We start from the raw sequence: 15,612 nt of genomic DNA on the forward strand, positions 1-15,612 counted from the left end.
ATAGCCAGCCAAATCTTTTCTCGATCTGGTCCGGAGTCCAGGACCGCGAAGCGGCCGGCGAAGCCGGCGGGCCGAAGGCCCGTCCTTGACGCCGGCCCAGATCGAGAAGACCCTCCAAGAACGGGTCGGCGGCCCCACCCCAACCCCGAAGAAACAGTCCGCAAGAGAGACAACCGAGATGAAGAGATCACTCGATCCGAGCCCGACGCCGATCAGTAGTGATGAGCTCGACGTTGATCCCAGCAGCCCGGACGAACGCGATGAGCTCGTCGTCGAACATCTCCCCGGGCTGCGGCGGACTGAGCGTACGAGCGCCAGCGACGCCGAGCTCGACGAGAGTCGACTCGAGATCGGGAGCCATGAAGGCCAGGTGATGGAGGCCGTACGAATGCGGCCCAGGAGTCACGGGAGTGATGAGCTTGATGGGGATCGAGTCGGGCTTCTCCAGGAAGATCCCGCGGACCCCGTGACGGGTGTTGACGACCGGGTCCGTGGCGCGGCGGTAGCCGAAGAGCCGTTCGAAGGCCTCGGCGGTGCGGTGCAGGTCGCGGACCTGGATGCCGATGTGGTCGAGTCGTAGGTCAGGCATCGTCGCCTCGCATCGGGGCGCCTTCGGCGACGGCGGTGGCGATGGCCAGCCGGGGCCCGGGAACAGTGGCGACGCGGACCGCGGTGACACCGGCCAGAGCCGCGAGATCGGCCGCAGGGCCTTCGAGGGTGACCTCCAGAGACCCCGGAGAATCCTCGAGCACGGTGATCCCGCGCCACGGCAGCGGCCCGGACCATTCGCCGGGGCCGAGGGCCTTCCAGACGGCCTCCTTGGCGGCGTACCTCATCGCGAAGGCCGTGGCGGGGGTGGTCGCGGCCATGCACTGGGCGATCTCGGCGTCGGTGAACCAGCGCACCGCGAACCCGGAACCACGCATCGCCAAGAGCTTCGCGAAGCGCCTGATGTCGGCGATGTCGATCCCGACCCCCTGCAGGCTCATCGCACGCTCATCGCCCTTTGTCAGCACCTCAGGCGACCGGACTGTGGGTCGCCACCATCTTGAGGAACTCGGCGGCGACGGCCTCCGAGCCGACCTCGTTGAGATGACCGCGGTCGAAGGTCAGGTTCTTGTTGAGCACGTAGTAGGTGCTGCCGTCCTGGCTGCGCTCCCCGGTGCCGTCGGCCTCGGCGGCGGCGATGTCGACGAGGCGGCCGGTGGCGCCGTACTTCTCCCGGATCATCGCGTTGTAGCGCTCCCGGGCGATGTTGTCGGCCGGCCCCATCTCGTCGTCGCGACCCAGGGCCGCCTTCACCTTGGACTTCCAGTTGCGGTCGGCGGTGAGCGGCACGGTCGTGTAGAGGAAACGTACGTCGGGATGGGCCGCCTCCACCTCCTCCATCATCGACACATAGCCGTCGAAGACAGCCTGCACGTCGGTGGCGGCGATGATGTCGACGTAGCAGAGCTTCATCAGCGCGACGTCGACGTCCTTCCCGGCCGGGCTGTCCATCAGGTCCGTAAACGCGGCGAACTTGCTGAGCGGATCCTCGTTCACCCCGATGTACGCATGCCGCATCTTCGCGCCCTCGGCGTCAGTCATGCTGGCACCGGAGATCTCGGGACCGGTCACATCGGCCATGGCCGGCGCAGGGACCGAGGCGTCGGCGTACACCTTCGAGACCCCGTCGAGGATGTTCATCCCGACGGAGTTGTGCCCGAAAAGCACCTTGGTCTGCCCCGCGACCTGCAGCTCGGACTCGCTGGGCCCCGCGATCGCGACGTGCTCGTTCATCCCTGGACTCCTCAGCAACCATGCCCCGGCCAGCGCGACCGCGACGACCAGCACTCCTGCCCACACTCCGGCCAGCAGCTTCACCGAACCGGACACCTTTCTCTTCGACATCCTCAACCCACCTTGACCCCTTCGAAGCCGGCATCATCCGCATCATCGACGTCGTCGTCCTGCCCCTCGGCCGGCTCCTGGGCCAGCCGCAGACACATCGCGCGGACGTCGCGCTTGATGACCTTTCCGTTCGCGTTCAGCGGCAGCGCGTCGACGAAGCGGACGACCTCGGGCACCATGTGCTTCGAGAGCCGCTCGCGACAGTGCGCGATCACGTCGGCGCCGCGCAGCAGCGACCCGCGCCGCCGCACCACCACCAGCTCGACCCGCTCGCCGGCGGCGTCGTCTGGGAGCCCGACCGCGGCAGCCGCCACCACGTCCGGCAGATAGAGGACCGCGGACTCGACGTCCTGGCTTGCGATCCGGTGCCCCCACGACTTGATGAAGTCCTCGACCCGATCGACCACGTAGATGTAGCCGTCCTCGTCGACCTTCGCCAGATCTCCCGTACGCAGCATCCCGCCGGGCATCTTGCGGGCGGTCGCCTCGGGGTCGTCGAGATAGCCGGGCGAGATGTTCGCGCCGCTGGCCCAGATCTCGCCGACCTCGCCGGGGGCGACGTGCACGCCGTCGCGGTCGAGCACCCGCAGGTCGACGCCCGGGATGCCCCGGCCGATCGACCCGGGCCGCAGGCAGACCTCTTCCGGCGGGAGGTAGGAGAGCCGGGCGGTGGCCTCGGTCGCGCCGTACATCACGAAGACCTGCGCCTGCGGCTGGGCGCGCGCCATCTGCTCCACCAGAGCGGGCGCGAGCCGGCCACCGGCCTGCTGAATCGTCCGCAGCGACGGTATGGCGGTGCTGCCGAAGGTGCTGTTGCGCAGCAGCATCCCGAAGGTCGACGGTACGCCGGCGAACCCCGTGCAGCGCGCGGAGGTCATCCGGTCCACCACCGCCTGCGGGAAGACGAACGTCGGCTGGATGATCATCGCGGCACCGGCGCGCAGATGGGTGTGCAGGAGCGAGAGCCCGAAGACGTAGGTGAACGGCAGCACGACCAGCATCCGGTCCTCCGACGAGATCCCGAGATACCCGAGGATCGAGGTCGTGTTGGCCTGGATGTTGCGGTGGGTGATCCGCACCGCGCGCGGGTCGCCGGTGGTGCCGGAGGTGAACATGTAGAGCGCGTCCTGGTCCGGGTCGACCTCGACCGCCTCGGACAGCTCGACCGGCGTCGACCGCTGCGTCGGGACCAGCCGCTCCTTCCGCTCCACCACGACCGGAAGGCTCCGGGGAAGGCTCAGCCTCAGCGCCTCGGCCTGGGCACGCCCCACGAGCAGCGCGTCGGCGCCGACCCAGCGCGCGCGGGCCACGACCTCCTCGGTCGGCAGCGTGACGGCCAGTGGCACCACGACGAGCCCCATCCGGAGCGCGGCGAGGTAGGCCGAGGTCCAGAACAGCCCGTTGGGCGCCATGATCCCGACCGGCGTACCCGGAGTCAGACCGAGCACGGAGAGGCGTCCCATGAGCACGGACACGCTGGCTCGCAGCTCTTCGAAGGTGTATTCGCGACCCGCCTCGGCGAGCGCGATCGAATCCTCGGGCGCTTGCTCGAGAAGAAAGTCGGCAGTGTTCAACGTGGCCCGTCCCCCGGGATGCTTGGGCCGGGACCGTTCCCGGCAACGGCAACGTCGCATGCCTCGCCTCGACCGGCGGTGGGCCGCTCGGCAGGCTGCCTGAAATTGAGTACGCGACCGACCCATCGGTCCCGACTCGGCCCCGCTACGCGTCGACTGGTCTCGTGAACCCCAAGCGCCTCCTCATGTTCGTGCTGCTCGGCGTGCTCGTCGGCGTCGCGATCTTCTGGGCGCCGGGACGCTTCGCCGACTCCTCGTCCGGCAACGACGGCGGAGGCTCGAGCTCCTCGTCCCAGTCCGGTTCCCCGGGAGCCGACCCGAGCTCCGAAGCCGGCTCCGGATCCGGATCCGGCAAGAAGTCGGAGAAGGACCCCGAGCCCGCGACCGAGGCGTTGCCGGAGGCGGCCTCGACGCCGACCGAGTCGGGCCTTCCCGGTCTCACCGAGAAGCCGCGCACCAAGACGGCGGCGCTGATCTCGGAGCCGCTACCGAAGCAGGCGGTCCGCAAGGGCGCCCTGGTGGCCGGCTACCCGTCAGCGCTCGCTCCCCCGTCGCGCACCACGGTCGACGTCTCCAGCGTCTCGCCCACCAAGGGCGTGCTCCAGGTGGCGCTGACCGCGACCTGCCGGAAGCCCTGCGACGTACTCCGTCACTACCGGACCCGCCTCGCGCAGCACGGCTTCAAGGAGGTCACGACAACATCGGTCGAGAACACTCCCGCGCTGTCGCTGAACCGCGGCGACGAGACCGTGAGCGTCACGGTCACCCACACCGGCCGCCGCAACGTCGAGTTCACCCTCTACTCCGTCCTCCGCACGAAGACCTGAGCGCCGGTGTACCTCTCTCTCAGCGACCGACCCACCACGGGTGCCGAGCCGCGGCAGACAGGCGGGCGGGTATCCCGGACCGTCGTCACCCTCGGCATCGTCAGCCTGCTGACCGACATCTCCTCGGAGTCGGTCTCGGCGATCCTGCCGCTCTACCTGACCGCGGTGGTGGGGCTCTCGCCGGTGGCGTACGGACTCATCGACGGGCTCTACCAGGGCGTCTCCTCGCTCGTGCGGATCGCGGCCGGGTGGGCGGCTGACCGCACCGACCGTCCGCAGCCGGTCGCGCTGGCGGGCTACGCGATGAGCGCGGTCGCGCGGCTCGGGCTGATCTTCGCCGGCGGCTTCGGGACGATCTCGGCGGCGATCTCGCTGGACCGGGTCGGCAAGGGCGTACGCACCGCCCCGCGCGACGCGATGATCGCGGCCTCCAGCGACCCGGCGCACCTCGGCCGCAGCTTCGGCGTCCACCGGGCGCTGGACACGATCGGGGCCACCCTCGGGCCGCTGCTGGCGTTCGTGATCCTGTGGCGGATCGCCGACGGCTACGACACCGTCTTGGTCGTCTCGCTCGGCTTCGCGGTGCTCGGGGTGGCGACGATGGCGTGCTTCGTCCCGTTCCGCACGGGAGCCGTCCGCCGGGTGACTCCTCGCCGCAGCGAGCCGCGCGTCAAGGCCCCCAAGGTGCGCTGGCGCACCGTGCTCACGCCCGGTCTCGCGCGGGTGACCGGTGTGTCCGCCGTGCTTGCCCTGCTCACCATCGGTGACGGCTTCGTCTATTTGGCGCTGCTGGAGACCGGCGGCTTCGCGGCCCAGTGGTTCCCGGTCCTCTACGTCGGGACCAACCTCGCCTACCTCGCCCTGGCCGTCCCGATGGGCCGGCTCGCCGACCGGGTCGGGCGGGTCAGGGTCCTCGTGCTCGGCCATCTTCCGCTCGCGGCCGCCTACCTGTGCGCCGCGACCGGGTCAGGGATGCTCTGGACGACGTGCGCGGCGGTGCTCCTGCTCGGCGTCTTCTACGCCGCGACCGACGGCACCCTGGCCGCGGTCGCCGGGCAGCTGGTCCCCGAGACCGTACGAGCCAGCGGCATCGCCACCGCCCAGACCGCGGTCGCGCTGGCTCGGCTCGTCGCGGCCACCGGCTTCGGCCTGCTCTGGTACGCCGTCGGCCCGCGGGTCGCGATGCTCGCGGTCTGCGTGGTGCTGGTCGCCGCCATTCCGGCCGGGCTCGCGGTGATGCGCAGGGCGGTGCGATGACGACGTTCTGGGCCAAGCAGCGCACAACCGTCTTCGGCGCGATCGTCGTGCTCGTCACGGCGGGCGTGACGGCGTACGCCCTCTCCGCGATCGCGGAGAACGACCGGCGTACGTCCACAGCGACCGACGCGACGACCACCTCCCTGGCGCAGGTGGAGAAGGGGCCGAGGATCCTCTTCCAGCACACCGGACGCGACGCCGACTACGGCCACGTCGGCGCGGTGGCGCTGGCCGACCCCGGCGGCGCCCGGGCGCTAACCGACCTGAGCTGTGACCGGGTCTACGCCCAGGCGGAATCGATCTCCTGCCTGACGACCGAGCGGGGCGTGGTGAGCCGCTACCGGGCGACCGACCTGGCGAGCTCGACCCCGGGTAAGGCATGGCGAGAGGTCGACGGGGCCGACCTGCCCGGGCTGCCCAGCCGAACCCGGATCTCGCCGGACGGGAAGCTCGTCGCCTCGACGGTGTTCGTCAACGGCGACTCCTACATGGTCAGCGGGTTCTCGACCCGCACCCTCATCCGCCGGATCGGCGGGGCGAGCTACGGGGACCTGGAGAAGTTCAAGCTGGTCGTCGGCGGCCGCCGGGTCGCCCCGGTCGACCGCAACATCTGGGGCATCACCTTCGCCGACGACGACCGCACCTTCTACGCCACCGTCGCCACGGGCGGGCGGACCTACCTGGCCCGCGGTGACCTCACCGAACGCTCGCTGACGACCATCGCCGACCACGTCGAGTGCCCCTCGCTCTCCCCCGACGGCACCCGGATCGCGTTCAAGGAGGCCGACAAGGACGGCACCCGGTGGACGCCCGCCGTCCTCGACCTCGCCACCGGCCGGCGCACCGTGCTCGCCGGCGAGACCCACAGCATCGACGACCAGATCGAGTGGCTCGACGACGACACCGTCCTCTACGGCCTGGAGCGCGAGGGAGAGCCGGTCAGCGACGTCTGGGCGCTCGACACCACGGCCTCCGCGACCCCTCGTGTGCTCGTCTCGGAGGCGGCCTCGCCCGCGGTTCTACGCTGAATCGGGTACTCCGTCTCGGCTTTGGTCCACTCGTCATCCAAGTCCCGGTTTGCTGTGGGGATGACCGTTGAGGAGACCCACGCCGCTCCCAGGGACGAGCCCAGAATCGAGCCCAGCGCGGACGTCGACGAGCGTGCCACGATCGGTGACGGGACCCTCGTCTGGCACCTGGCCCAGGTCCGCGAGCACGCCCGGGTGGGCAGCGAGTGCATCATCGGCCGGGGAGCGTACGTCGGTCCCGGGGTCGTGGTGGGAGACCGCTGCAAGATCCAGAACCATGCGCTGGTCTACGAGCCGGCGGTGCTCGAGGACGGCGCGTTCGTCGGCCCGGCGGTGGTGTTCACCAACGACTACCTCCCCCGCGCCGTCAATCCGGACGGCACCCTCAAGGACGGCCAGGACTGGGAGGCCGTGGGCGTGACCGTACGCACCGGCGCCAGCATCGGCGCCCGGGCCGTCTGCATCGCGCCGGTCACCATCGGCGCCTGGGCGATGGTGGCGGCAGGCGCGGTGGTCACCCGCGACGTACCTGATCATGCGCTGGTCGTCGGTGTCCCGGCGCAGCGGATGGGCTGGGTCGGGCACGCGGGCGCGCCGCTGGTCGCCCAGGGAGATGCCTGGCGCTGCCCGAAGACCGGCACCCTCTACGTTCTGCGCGGCACGAGCGAGGACGACGGCCTGGTCGCGGTCTGAGGAGCCGATCGACCGAGTGTCAGGCGGCCCGCCACTCGGCCTTGTGGGCGATGCTGACCGCCGCGATCTGGGAGGAGACGCCGAGCTTGGCGAGGATCGACTTCACCTGAGTGCGCACCGTCGCCTCGGACACGACGCGGAGCTTGGCGATCTCGCCGACGGTGAAGCCGTCCATCAGGTGCTCGAGCACCTGCGACTCCCGCGGGGAGAGCTGGGCGAGCCGGCGACGGATCTCGATGACGCCCTGCTCCTGCCCCACCCACGCCCGGATCAGGCGCTCACGGTCGTCGACGTCGAGCACGCTGAGACCGTAGTTGAGCCTGCGTACGGTGCCCAGGATCTCGCCCAGCGGCACCGTCTTGGACAGGACCGTGCGAGCCCCGACGTGCAGGGCATGGCCCCACCGGGTCTCGTCGGTCGAGCCCGTCACCACGACGACGTCGGCACCCGCCCTGGCCAGCGGCGCGATGAGGCGTACGCCGGAACCGTGCTGTCCCAGGTCGAGGTCGAGCAGGACGATGCGCGGCTGGGAGCGCATGATCAGGGAGGTGAGCTTGGCCTCCGAGGGCGGCTCCTCGGGCAGGTCGACGCGGTGGGCGTCGTAGCCCTCGAAGGTGAGGGCCAGCTCGAGCGACTCGGCGAACAGGGTGTGGTCCTCGACGATGACCACCTTCACCCTCTTACGCGGCGACACCACGGCGACCTCCCCGGGTCGGGGTGTCGTGCTGGTCGGCCCCGTCGCCTGCCCCGCCGTCGGCACAGCCGAGCATGGGGATGCCGAGGACGAAGGTGGTCTGCTCGTTCGCCTCGGCGAGCTCGAGGTAGCCGCCCTGGCGTTCCATCAGGTCTCGCGCGGCGTGGAGGCCGATGCCCTGGCCGGTGGAGCCCGGTCGGCTGACGCCCCAGGCGAAGATCCGCCGGCGCAGCTCGGGCGCGACTCCCGGCCCGTCGTCGGTCACCGCGATCTCGACCGAGGTGCTCGCCTGGTCGGCGGCGCGTACCTCGATCCGGACCGAACCGCTCCCGTGGTCCGCGGCGTTGTCGAGGAGCACGTTGAGCGCCTCGGTCAGCTGGTCGGAGTCGCCCAGCGCGAGCATCCGGCTGGGGCGCCACACGACGTCGGTGCCCTTGGCCTCGTGAGCGAGCACCATGGTGGCCAGCACGGAGTCGAGGTCGATCACCTCGGCCCGCATCTCGCCGGCCTGCATCTCATCGGCCCGCGGCTCCGGGATCCCCGGCCTCGCGGCATCCTGCTGCCGGCGGACCATCCGCTCGAGCCGCTCCAGCTCGCTCTGCACCATCGCCGTCATCGCGGCCCGCCGGTCGTCGCCGATCGCACCCGGCGAGCTGAGCAGCGTGGTCGCCGCCCGGATCCCGGCCAGCGCGGAGGCAGCCTCGTGCAGCCGGGCTCGTTCATCCCGACCGACTCTTGACATTGACACAGCTCTCCCCTGGTCATCCTCGTCCCACGCCCTCCCAAGACGCGGCCAGGCGCATGAAACACGCGTGGACCTGAAGGTCCGACATGAACAGCGCCGTACGGCAAAGGGACTTTACTCACTCAGTCCGGGGGACGTATCGCCTACCTATTTTTGGTTACCGGCCGTTACCGACTGGTGCCTCAAATTGAGGAATGGCGAGCATCTGGACCCCATATGGAGGCAGTCCCGGGTCCCATACTCAGGTGGCCATCCTCGATCATCCGCCCGTGCCGCCGCAGCCGGAACCTGCGGACGAGCCCCCCGCCCGCGGATGGCGTCGTGCCCGCAAGCCGCTGATCGGGCTACTGATCTGTCTCCTCCTGCTCTGCGCCGCGGCCCTGACCGGGGTCCTGTGGCTGCAGGCGAAGGTGGAGGGGAACATCCAGCGGCTGCCCGACACGTTCACCGGGCTCACCGACCGGCCCGCCAAGCCGTCCTCCGGGTCGGCCGCCGATGCGATGAACATCCTGGTCCTCGGCACCGACACCCGATCGGACGCACCCACCACCGGAGCCGAGGCGCCCGGCTGGGAGCCGGGACAGGCTCGCTCCGACACGATGCTGATCGTCCACATCGACGGCGACCGCGACTCCGCCTCGGTGATCTCGATCCCGCGCGACTCCTGGGTCGACATCCCCGGCCACGGCAAGGGCAAGGTCAACTGGGCCTACTCCTTCGGCGGCCCCAACCTCACGGTCGAGACCGTAGAGAAGATGACCGACGTACGCATCGACCACCTCACCGTCATCGACTGGGACGGCTTCAAGGCCCTCACCGATGCGATCGGCGGCGTCGACATCGACATCCCGAAGACCGTCTACGACTCCGCCCGCGACGTCCGCTGGGAAGCCGGCCGCCATCACCTGAACGGCGAGGAGGCCCTCCTCTACGTACGCCAGCGCTACGGCCTCCAGGACGGCGACCTCGACCGGGTGGCCCGCCAGCAGGCCTTCATGCGCACCCTCCTGAAGCAGACCCTCGAGCAGGAGCTCCGAAAGAACCCCGACCAGGTCCTCGACCTCCTCTCCCTCTTCTCGAAGCACGCCTCCGTCGACGACGACTGGTCGACGACCCAGATGGCCAAGCTCGCCGCCTCCCTCCGCAACCTGCGCACCGACGACATCAGCTACCTCACCGTCCCCACCGACGGCACCGGCATGGTCGGCGACCAGTCAGTCGTACGCCTGGACCCGTCTCGCGACCGCGACCTGTGGCGCGCCGTCCGTGAGGATCGGATGGGCGATTGGGCTGAGGACAACCAGGATCTGCTGACACCCGACGTGGTCCGCTGACCCGAGATCGTCGATCACCGGTTGCTCACGGGGTGGCCCAGTGGGACGCCCGCTCGTGGTCGTGGGCAGGGACCACCTTCACCGAGGCTGGCAGGGCGTGGAGACGGTGCAGCGTGCGCCAGGTCTCCTCACGATCCACGTCCACCAGACAGCCGGGGAAGCCGGAACGCTGGCGCAGGTGCTCGATCTGCAGCCCGTGCCACGCGGCGTCTCCGACGAGCAGGACAAGCCCGTTCGCGGTGGCGAGCAGGACGCCGACGCTCCCGGGCGTGTGCCCGGCCAGGTCCACCAGCACGACGCTGCCGTCGCCGAAGAGATCGTGGCTCCGCTCGAAGGTGAGGACCGGCGGCCCGTCGAGGGAGAACTCCAGGAGGTCCCGATCCGCGAGCCCACGGCGTACGCCGCCCACCGGCGCCTGGTCGCCGGCAGCGGCCCAGGTCAGCTCCTCGTCATGGAGGACCGCCGGCAGACCCGGGAGGTCGAGCAGCCCCGAGACGTGGTCCCAGTGGGCATGAGTGCTCAGGGCGAGGTCGGGTCTGACTCCCGCCGTCGCGAGGGCCTCGACCGTCGGGATCGTCGTCGCCGGCGGTCGTACGATCCGCCGCAGCAGCGGCTGGAGCTCGGACACCGCCTGGGCGTCAGCGTCTCGTGGCACCGCCGGGTCGATGAGGATCGTCGCCTCGGGATGATGGACCACGAAGGACTGGAGGCTCAGCCGCCCCGCGCCCGGCATCCCCTCGTACAACAGCCGGCTCGGAACCGGCCGCGGTCGTTGCCGCAGCGTCTGCAGCCGGACGGTTCTCGTCGCCGGTGGCAGCGGACCCTGCGCGCGCTCCGACAACGAGTCCAGCAGGCGCCGGTCGGCTCGTCTAGGCGCCACGAACGAGCGAGCTCCCGCCACAGCCGTCTCCACCAGCTGCCGGGACGTGTAGGCGGCGGGCAGCGGATCGAGTCCTGCGAACGGGTTGGGTCGGTTGCGTAGCTCCATGTCCCGAACGCTAGAACTTCAGGTCGACCTGAAGGCAAGATGCTTCCATGCGGATCTCATTGGCCGCCGACCTCGTCGGCGTACCCGCCCACGTCCTGCGGCACTGGGAGGACGAAGGAGTGCTCGCGCCGAGCCGGCAGAACGGAAACCAGCGAGACTTCACCGATCAGCACGTGAACGAGGCGCGGATCATCCATCGCCTTCGCCAAGCCGGCATCGGCCTCGCGGAGATCAGAGAGCTCCGATCCGCCCCTGCTGGCCGCCGCTCCGCTCGGCTGACAGCCTCAGCCGAGCGGATGGCTGCCGAGGCGAAACGACTCGATGCCGCGGCCACCTTCCTGCGCCACACCGCGGAGTGTGTGCATCCGGTCGTCGACGAGTGCCGGCAGTGCCGCGACTACGCGATCGCCGGAGGCTTGCGAAGCACCCTCACGACACCGGCCTAGGCAGCCCGTAGTGATCCCGAAGAGTGACCCCGGTGTACTCGGTCCGGAAAAGCCCCCGCTCCTGCAGGATCGGCACGACAGAGGCAGCAAACGCCTCGATCCCCGAAGGCAACACAGCGGGCATGATGTTGAACCCGTCAGCGGCACCGTTCTCGAAGTAGTGCTGGATCGTGTCAGCAACCTGGACAGGAGTCCCGGTGAAGGTGCGATGACCGCGCCCACCACCCAGCTTTCCGATCAGCTCGCGGACCGTCAGCCGATCACGACGAGCCCAGTCGACGACGAGCGTGTAGCGACTCTTGGCACCCTCGATGGAGTCCTCCGACGGTAGATCGTCGGGCAGCTCCGATTCCAGGTCGAGCCGCGAAGGATCGACCCGGAGCAGCTGGGCGAGCTGGGCGACGGCGTACTCCGGAGCGATCAGCCGGTCGAGCTCGGCCTCGAGCTCACGCGCCTCCGCTTCGGTCTCGCCGAGGATCGGGACGATCCCGGGCAGGACCAGCACGTGATCCGGATTGCGGCCGGCGGCGACGACGCGCCGCTTGATGTCGGCGTAGAACGCCTGGCTCTCGGCCAGTGTCGGCTGGGCGGTGAAGATCGCCTCGGCCCAGCGGGCCGCGAACTCCTTGCCGTCGTCGGAGGAGCCTGCCTGGACGAGCAGCGGGTGGCCCTGCGGCGATCGCGCCAGGTTGAGCGGACCCTCGACCGAGAAGTGAGGCCCGACATGAGAGATCGGCCGAATCCGGTTACCGACCGCATGCACCCCGGCCTCCTTGTCGGCGACGATCGCGTCGTCGTCCCAGCTGTCCCACAGCTTGGTGGCGACATCCAGGAACTCCGAAGCCCGCTCGTAGCGGGTCTTGTGCAGCGGCTGCCCCTCCAGACCGAAGTTGCGCGCCGCAGCGTCCCCGGCGGTCGTGACGATGTTCCACCCGGCCCGCCCGCCGGAGATGTGGTCCACCGAGGCCAGTCGGCGGGCGAGGTTGAACGGATCGTTGTACGACGTGGAGGCCGTGGCGATCAGGCCGATGTGCTGCGTGGAGACCGCCAGCGCGGACAGCAGCACGGTCGGCTCGATCCGCCCCGACGGCCGACGGCCGGGCTCGCCGAACAGAGCCGGGGAGTCGGCCAGGAACAGCGAGTCGAACTTGGCCTCCTCCGCAACCTGCGCCAGATGCTGATGCGCCGCGAGCGACAGGTTGGCGTGCGGGTCCGAAGCCGGGAGCCGCCACGACGCCTCGTGGTGACCGGTGTCGAGCAGGAACAGGTTGAAGTGGAGCTGTCGGGCACCCATCAGGCGACCTCCTCCTCGACCACACCGAGCTGGGCCAGCAGCTGGGCCCGCAGCGACGCGAACCGCGGGTCGCCCGGGCTCCGCTTCGCGCCCAGATCGATCCGGAGGTCGGAGCCGACGACGCCGTCGACCAGCACGATCACCCTGTCGGCGAGCGCGATCGCCTCGTCGACGTCGTGGGTGACCAGCAGGATGGCGGGGTTGTGGGCGGCGTACAGCTTCTTGAGGAGCTTGTGCATCTTGATCCGGGTCAGCGCGTCCAGGGCGCCGAACGGCTCGTCGGCGAGGAGCAGCTGTGGGTCGCGTACCAACGACCGCGCCAGCGCCGCGCGCTGCTGCTCGCCACCGGAGAGCTCGTGCGGCCAGGCCTTGTCACGGCCCTCGAGCCCGACCTCGGAGAGCGCCTCGAGACCACGGGCACGAGCATCGGAACCCGACAGCCCCAGGATCACGTTGTCCAGCACCCGCCGCCACGGCAGCAGCCGGGAGTCCTGGAACACGACCGAGACCCGCTCGGGCACGTCCACGACACCCGATCCCGAGACGGAGCGGTCGAGACCGGCCAGGGCCCGAAGCAGAGTGGACTTCCCGGAACCCGAGCGCCCGATCAGCGCCACGAACTCTCCGCGGGCGATGGTGAGGTCGAGCCCGTTGAGCACTCCGCCGGCCTTGGAGAAGCTGCGGCGCAGCCCCTCGACGCGTACGGCGGGTCCTTCGGGTGCCGTCAGTGACTCTCCAGCGTGCGTCGCCATGCCAGTGCCTTCCTCTCGGTGAAGCGGACGATGCCGTCGGCGACCAGGCCCAGCAGGGCATAGACGACCAGGCCGACGACGATGATCTCGGTCTGGCCGTAGCTGGACGCGAGGGTGATCATGTGGCCGATGCCGCTGGTCGCGTTGACCTGCTCGACGACCACGAGCGACAGCAGCGCGTTGAGCACCGCGAACCGCAGCCCGAGCAGGAAGCCCGGCGTCGCGCCCGGCAGCACGACATGCCGGACGAAGGCGCCACGCCCCAGGCTCACGGTCTCGGCGAGCTCCGCGTAGCGGCTGTCGATGCCGCGCAGCCCGTTGTGGGTGTGGATGTAGATCGGGATGAGTACGCCGAGGGCGATCGTGATCACCTTCATCGGCTCCCCGATCCCGAGCCACAGGATCAGCAGCGGCATCAGCGCCAGGCTCGGGATGGCCCGCTTGACCTGCACCGGCCCGTCGATCACCGCCTCCCCGACCCGACTGAGCCCGGAGACGAGCGCGAGCGCCAGCCCGACGCCGACCCCGATCACCAGCCCGAGCGAGGCCCGGTACGCCGAGGTCGCGAGGGCCTCGGGAAGCCGTCCGTCGGCGATCAGCCGCTGCGCGGTCTCGACGACCACCCACGGCTCGGACAACGTACGCGGATCGAGCACGCCCGTCGCCGAGGCGAGGCACCACAGGCCCAGGAGCAGGACCGGCCCGATCCAAAGCGTGCCGGGGACCCGCGGCCCTGGGCCGAGGCGGCGGCGTACGACCCTCTTGTCGGTGGTCTTCTCGGAGACGGCGCCGACGATCGGCGCCTCGACTGCGGTGGTGGCCATCACTGACCGCCCTTCACGGCCTCTGCGATGACCTTCTCGTAGCGGCGGTCGTAGAGCTCGTTGACGTCGATGTCGGGCTGGTCCTGCTCCTTCACGAGTACGTCCGCGGTCTCCTGGTGACGCTTGATGAACCCGTCCCAGTTCTCCGGGATGACGTTCTGACCAGAGGTCTCGAAGACCTTCTTGCCGTCCTCGAACGTGAGTCCCTCGTGATCGACGTAGTAGGCCTGGATCCACTCGTCCGGGTGCTCGTCGACCCACTTCTCGGCCTTGACCCACAGCGCGAGGAAGTCCTTGAACGCGGCCGCCTTGCCGGCGTCCTCGAAGGTCTCCTCCGGCCCGTAGATCAGGGTCGCGTCGTCGCGGATGCCGGTCCGGATCGAGGTGGCGCCGTCACGGCCGTACTTGGCCAGATAGGAGGTCAGCTGCGGCCCGCCCAGCGGGGCGACGTCGACCTGGTTGGAGGCCAGCGCGTTGGAGAAGGTGTCGTCGACGCTCTGGATCTCGACCAGCTCGACGTCATCCTGACTGAGCCCAGCAGCCTTGAGCGTCTTGAGAACCAGCGCGCCCTGGGCCTGGCCGGGCGAGTAGGCGATCTTCTTGCCCTTCAGGTCCTCGAGCGTCTTGACCTTCGACTTCGGCGCGATGCCGAGCTCGTAGATCGGGTTGTCAAGCGGGTCCGGGTTCTCGGTGACCGCGACGATCTTGACCGGGGTGTCGGTCCAGGTCGCGAACAGCGGCGGGATGTCGGCGACGTAGCTCGCGTCCAGCGCGTCCGCACGGAACGCCTCGATGCTCTTCGGACCACCGGAGATGTTGGCCCACTCGATCTCGTAGCCCTCGACCTCGTCGATCAGGCCGGACGCCTTCAGCGCCACCTCGATGGGCGGCAGCCCGAGGCGCAGGACGGTCCCCTCCGGGACCTGGTCGGGGAGCGCCGCGTCGGCGGCGAGCTTGGAGGCACTGGACGCATCGGCGCCGCCGCAGGCCGTCAGCCCCAGGAGCATGCTGGTGAGAACGGCGGCAATGGCAGTCAGGCGCGGTGGGGTGGGGCGGATCATGGCTCTCCTCTGGTCGGTCCGTCCAAACCAGAGTAAGTTACTAGAGTTTAGTCATAAATGCTTGTTCGGATCCTGAGACCGCCGAAAGGTCAGGTACGCAGGCCGAGGCGTCACGTACGTCGGGGGGGGGTGGGGGGGTATAGCCAAAAACGGCGAGGGGGGGGGGGGACGGGGGGGGGGGGGGGTGAGCGGGGGGGACCAA

General features: G+C 69.8%; 17 protein-coding genes. 6 read left to right on the plus strand and 11 right to left on the minus strand.

What is annotated here, in order from left to right; genetic code table 11:
* Positions 1–187: 187 nt before the first annotated feature.
* From ABTW65_RS07105 to ABTW65_RS07120, 4 genes are read right to left on the minus strand one after another with little or no spacing between them, the layout of a single operon-like run.
* Positions 188–589 carry a VOC family protein gene (locus ABTW65_RS07105; protein WP_350659278.1) on the minus strand — a complete coding sequence of 134 codons (402 nt, stop codon included), beginning with the start codon at positions 587–589 and terminating at the stop codon, positions 188–190.
* Positions 582–989 carry a holo-ACP synthase gene (locus ABTW65_RS07110; protein WP_350659279.1) on the minus strand — a complete coding sequence of 136 codons (408 nt, stop codon included), beginning with the start codon at positions 987–989 and terminating at the stop codon, positions 582–584. Before ABTW65_RS07110 ends, ABTW65_RS07105 begins: the two co-directional genes overlap by 8 nt.
* 28 nt (positions 990–1,017) lie before the next feature.
* Positions 1,018–1,893 (minus strand): SGNH/GDSL hydrolase family protein, encoded by an 876-nt coding sequence (locus ABTW65_RS07115; protein ID WP_350659280.1) that lies wholly within the window; start codon positions 1,891–1,893, stop codon positions 1,018–1,020.
* 2 nt (positions 1,894–1,895) lie between these two features.
* The gene (locus tag ABTW65_RS07120; protein WP_350659281.1) at positions 1,896–3,467 is read right to left on the minus strand and encodes a class I adenylate-forming enzyme family protein; all 1,572 of its coding nucleotides are present in this window, start codon (positions 3,465–3,467) and stop codon (positions 1,896–1,898) included.
* A 164-nt stretch (positions 3,468–3,631) separates the two neighbouring features.
* On the opposite strand from ABTW65_RS07120, the gene ABTW65_RS07125 reads away from it, so the two are divergent.
* The 4 genes from ABTW65_RS07125 to ABTW65_RS07140 are packed head-to-tail and all read left to right on the plus strand — an operon-like array spanning position 3,632 to position 7,272.
* Positions 3,632–4,294 carry a hypothetical protein gene (locus ABTW65_RS07125; RefSeq protein ID WP_350659282.1) on the plus strand — a complete coding sequence of 221 codons (663 nt, stop codon included), beginning with the start codon at positions 3,632–3,634 and terminating at the stop codon, positions 4,292–4,294.
* A gap of 6 nt (positions 4,295–4,300) precedes the next feature.
* Positions 4,301–5,551, plus strand: a complete 1,251-nt coding sequence (locus ABTW65_RS07130) for an MFS transporter (RefSeq protein ID WP_350659283.1) — start codon at positions 4,301–4,303, stop codon at positions 5,549–5,551.
* Entirely contained in the window at positions 5,548–6,579 is a 1,032-nt protein-coding gene (locus tag ABTW65_RS07135; protein ID WP_350659284.1) for a TolB-like translocation protein, read from the plus strand. The genes ABTW65_RS07130 and ABTW65_RS07135 overlap by 4 nt, the downstream gene beginning before the upstream one ends.
* 60 nt (positions 6,580–6,639) lie before the next feature.
* Positions 6,640–7,272 carry an acyltransferase gene (locus ABTW65_RS07140; protein WP_350659285.1) on the plus strand — a complete coding sequence of 211 codons (633 nt, stop codon included), beginning with the start codon at positions 6,640–6,642 and terminating at the stop codon, positions 7,270–7,272.
* Positions 7,273–7,291: 19 nt separating this feature from the next.
* On the opposite strand, the gene ABTW65_RS07145 is transcribed toward ABTW65_RS07140, so the two are convergent.
* Complete coding sequence (locus ABTW65_RS07145) at positions 7,292–7,966, minus strand: LuxR C-terminal-related transcriptional regulator (RefSeq protein ID WP_350659286.1); 675 nt, start codon at positions 7,964–7,966, stop codon at positions 7,292–7,294.
* The gene (locus tag ABTW65_RS07150) at positions 7,953–8,708 is read right to left on the minus strand and encodes a sensor histidine kinase (protein ID WP_350659287.1); all 756 of its coding nucleotides are present in this window, start codon (positions 8,706–8,708) and stop codon (positions 7,953–7,955) included. The genes ABTW65_RS07145 and ABTW65_RS07150 overlap by 14 nt, the downstream gene beginning before the upstream one ends.
* Before the next feature lie 248 nt (positions 8,709–8,956).
* Here ABTW65_RS07150 and ABTW65_RS07155 point away from each other — a divergent pair, with 248 nt between their 5' ends.
* Positions 8,957–10,045 (plus strand): LCP family protein, encoded by a 1,089-nt coding sequence (locus tag ABTW65_RS07155; RefSeq protein WP_350659288.1) that lies wholly within the window; start codon positions 8,957–8,959, stop codon positions 10,043–10,045.
* Between the two features lie 25 nt (positions 10,046–10,070).
* Here ABTW65_RS07155 and ABTW65_RS07160 read toward each other — a convergent pair whose 3' ends face one another.
* Positions 10,071–11,033, minus strand: a complete 963-nt coding sequence (locus tag ABTW65_RS07160) for an MBL fold metallo-hydrolase (protein WP_350659289.1) — start codon at positions 11,031–11,033, stop codon at positions 10,071–10,073.
* Positions 11,034–11,080: 47 nt separating this feature from the next.
* Here ABTW65_RS07160 and ABTW65_RS07165 point away from each other — a divergent pair, with 47 nt between their 5' ends.
* The gene (locus ABTW65_RS07165) at positions 11,081–11,479 is read left to right on the plus strand and encodes a helix-turn-helix domain-containing protein (RefSeq protein WP_350659290.1); all 399 of its coding nucleotides are present in this window, start codon (positions 11,081–11,083) and stop codon (positions 11,477–11,479) included.
* Here the strand turns inward: ABTW65_RS07165 and ABTW65_RS07170 are convergent.
* From ABTW65_RS07170 to ABTW65_RS07185, 4 genes are read right to left on the minus strand one after another with little or no spacing between them, the layout of a single operon-like run.
* The gene (locus ABTW65_RS07170; RefSeq protein WP_350659291.1) at positions 11,463–12,773 is read right to left on the minus strand and encodes an LLM class flavin-dependent oxidoreductase; all 1,311 of its coding nucleotides are present in this window, start codon (positions 12,771–12,773) and stop codon (positions 11,463–11,465) included. The genes ABTW65_RS07165 and ABTW65_RS07170 overlap by 17 nt on opposite strands.
* Positions 12,773–13,525, minus strand: coding sequence for an ABC transporter ATP-binding protein (locus ABTW65_RS07175; protein WP_350659292.1), 753 nt, complete (start codon positions 13,523–13,525; stop codon positions 12,773–12,775). The genes ABTW65_RS07170 and ABTW65_RS07175 overlap by 1 nt, the downstream gene beginning before the upstream one ends.
* Positions 13,498–14,349 (minus strand): ABC transporter permease, encoded by an 852-nt coding sequence (locus tag ABTW65_RS07180; RefSeq protein ID WP_350659293.1) that lies wholly within the window; start codon positions 14,347–14,349, stop codon positions 13,498–13,500. The genes ABTW65_RS07175 and ABTW65_RS07180 overlap by 28 nt, the downstream gene beginning before the upstream one ends.
* Entirely contained in the window at positions 14,349–15,410 is a 1,062-nt protein-coding gene (locus ABTW65_RS07185) for an ABC transporter substrate-binding protein (protein ID WP_350659294.1), read from the minus strand. Before ABTW65_RS07185 ends, ABTW65_RS07180 begins: the two co-directional genes overlap by 1 nt.
* Between the last annotated feature and the right edge of the window lie 202 nt (positions 15,411–15,612).

Source organism: Nocardioides sp. NPDC127503 (assembly GCF_040302165.1).
GTDB lineage: Bacteria > Actinomycetota > Actinomycetes > Propionibacteriales > Nocardioidaceae > Nocardioides.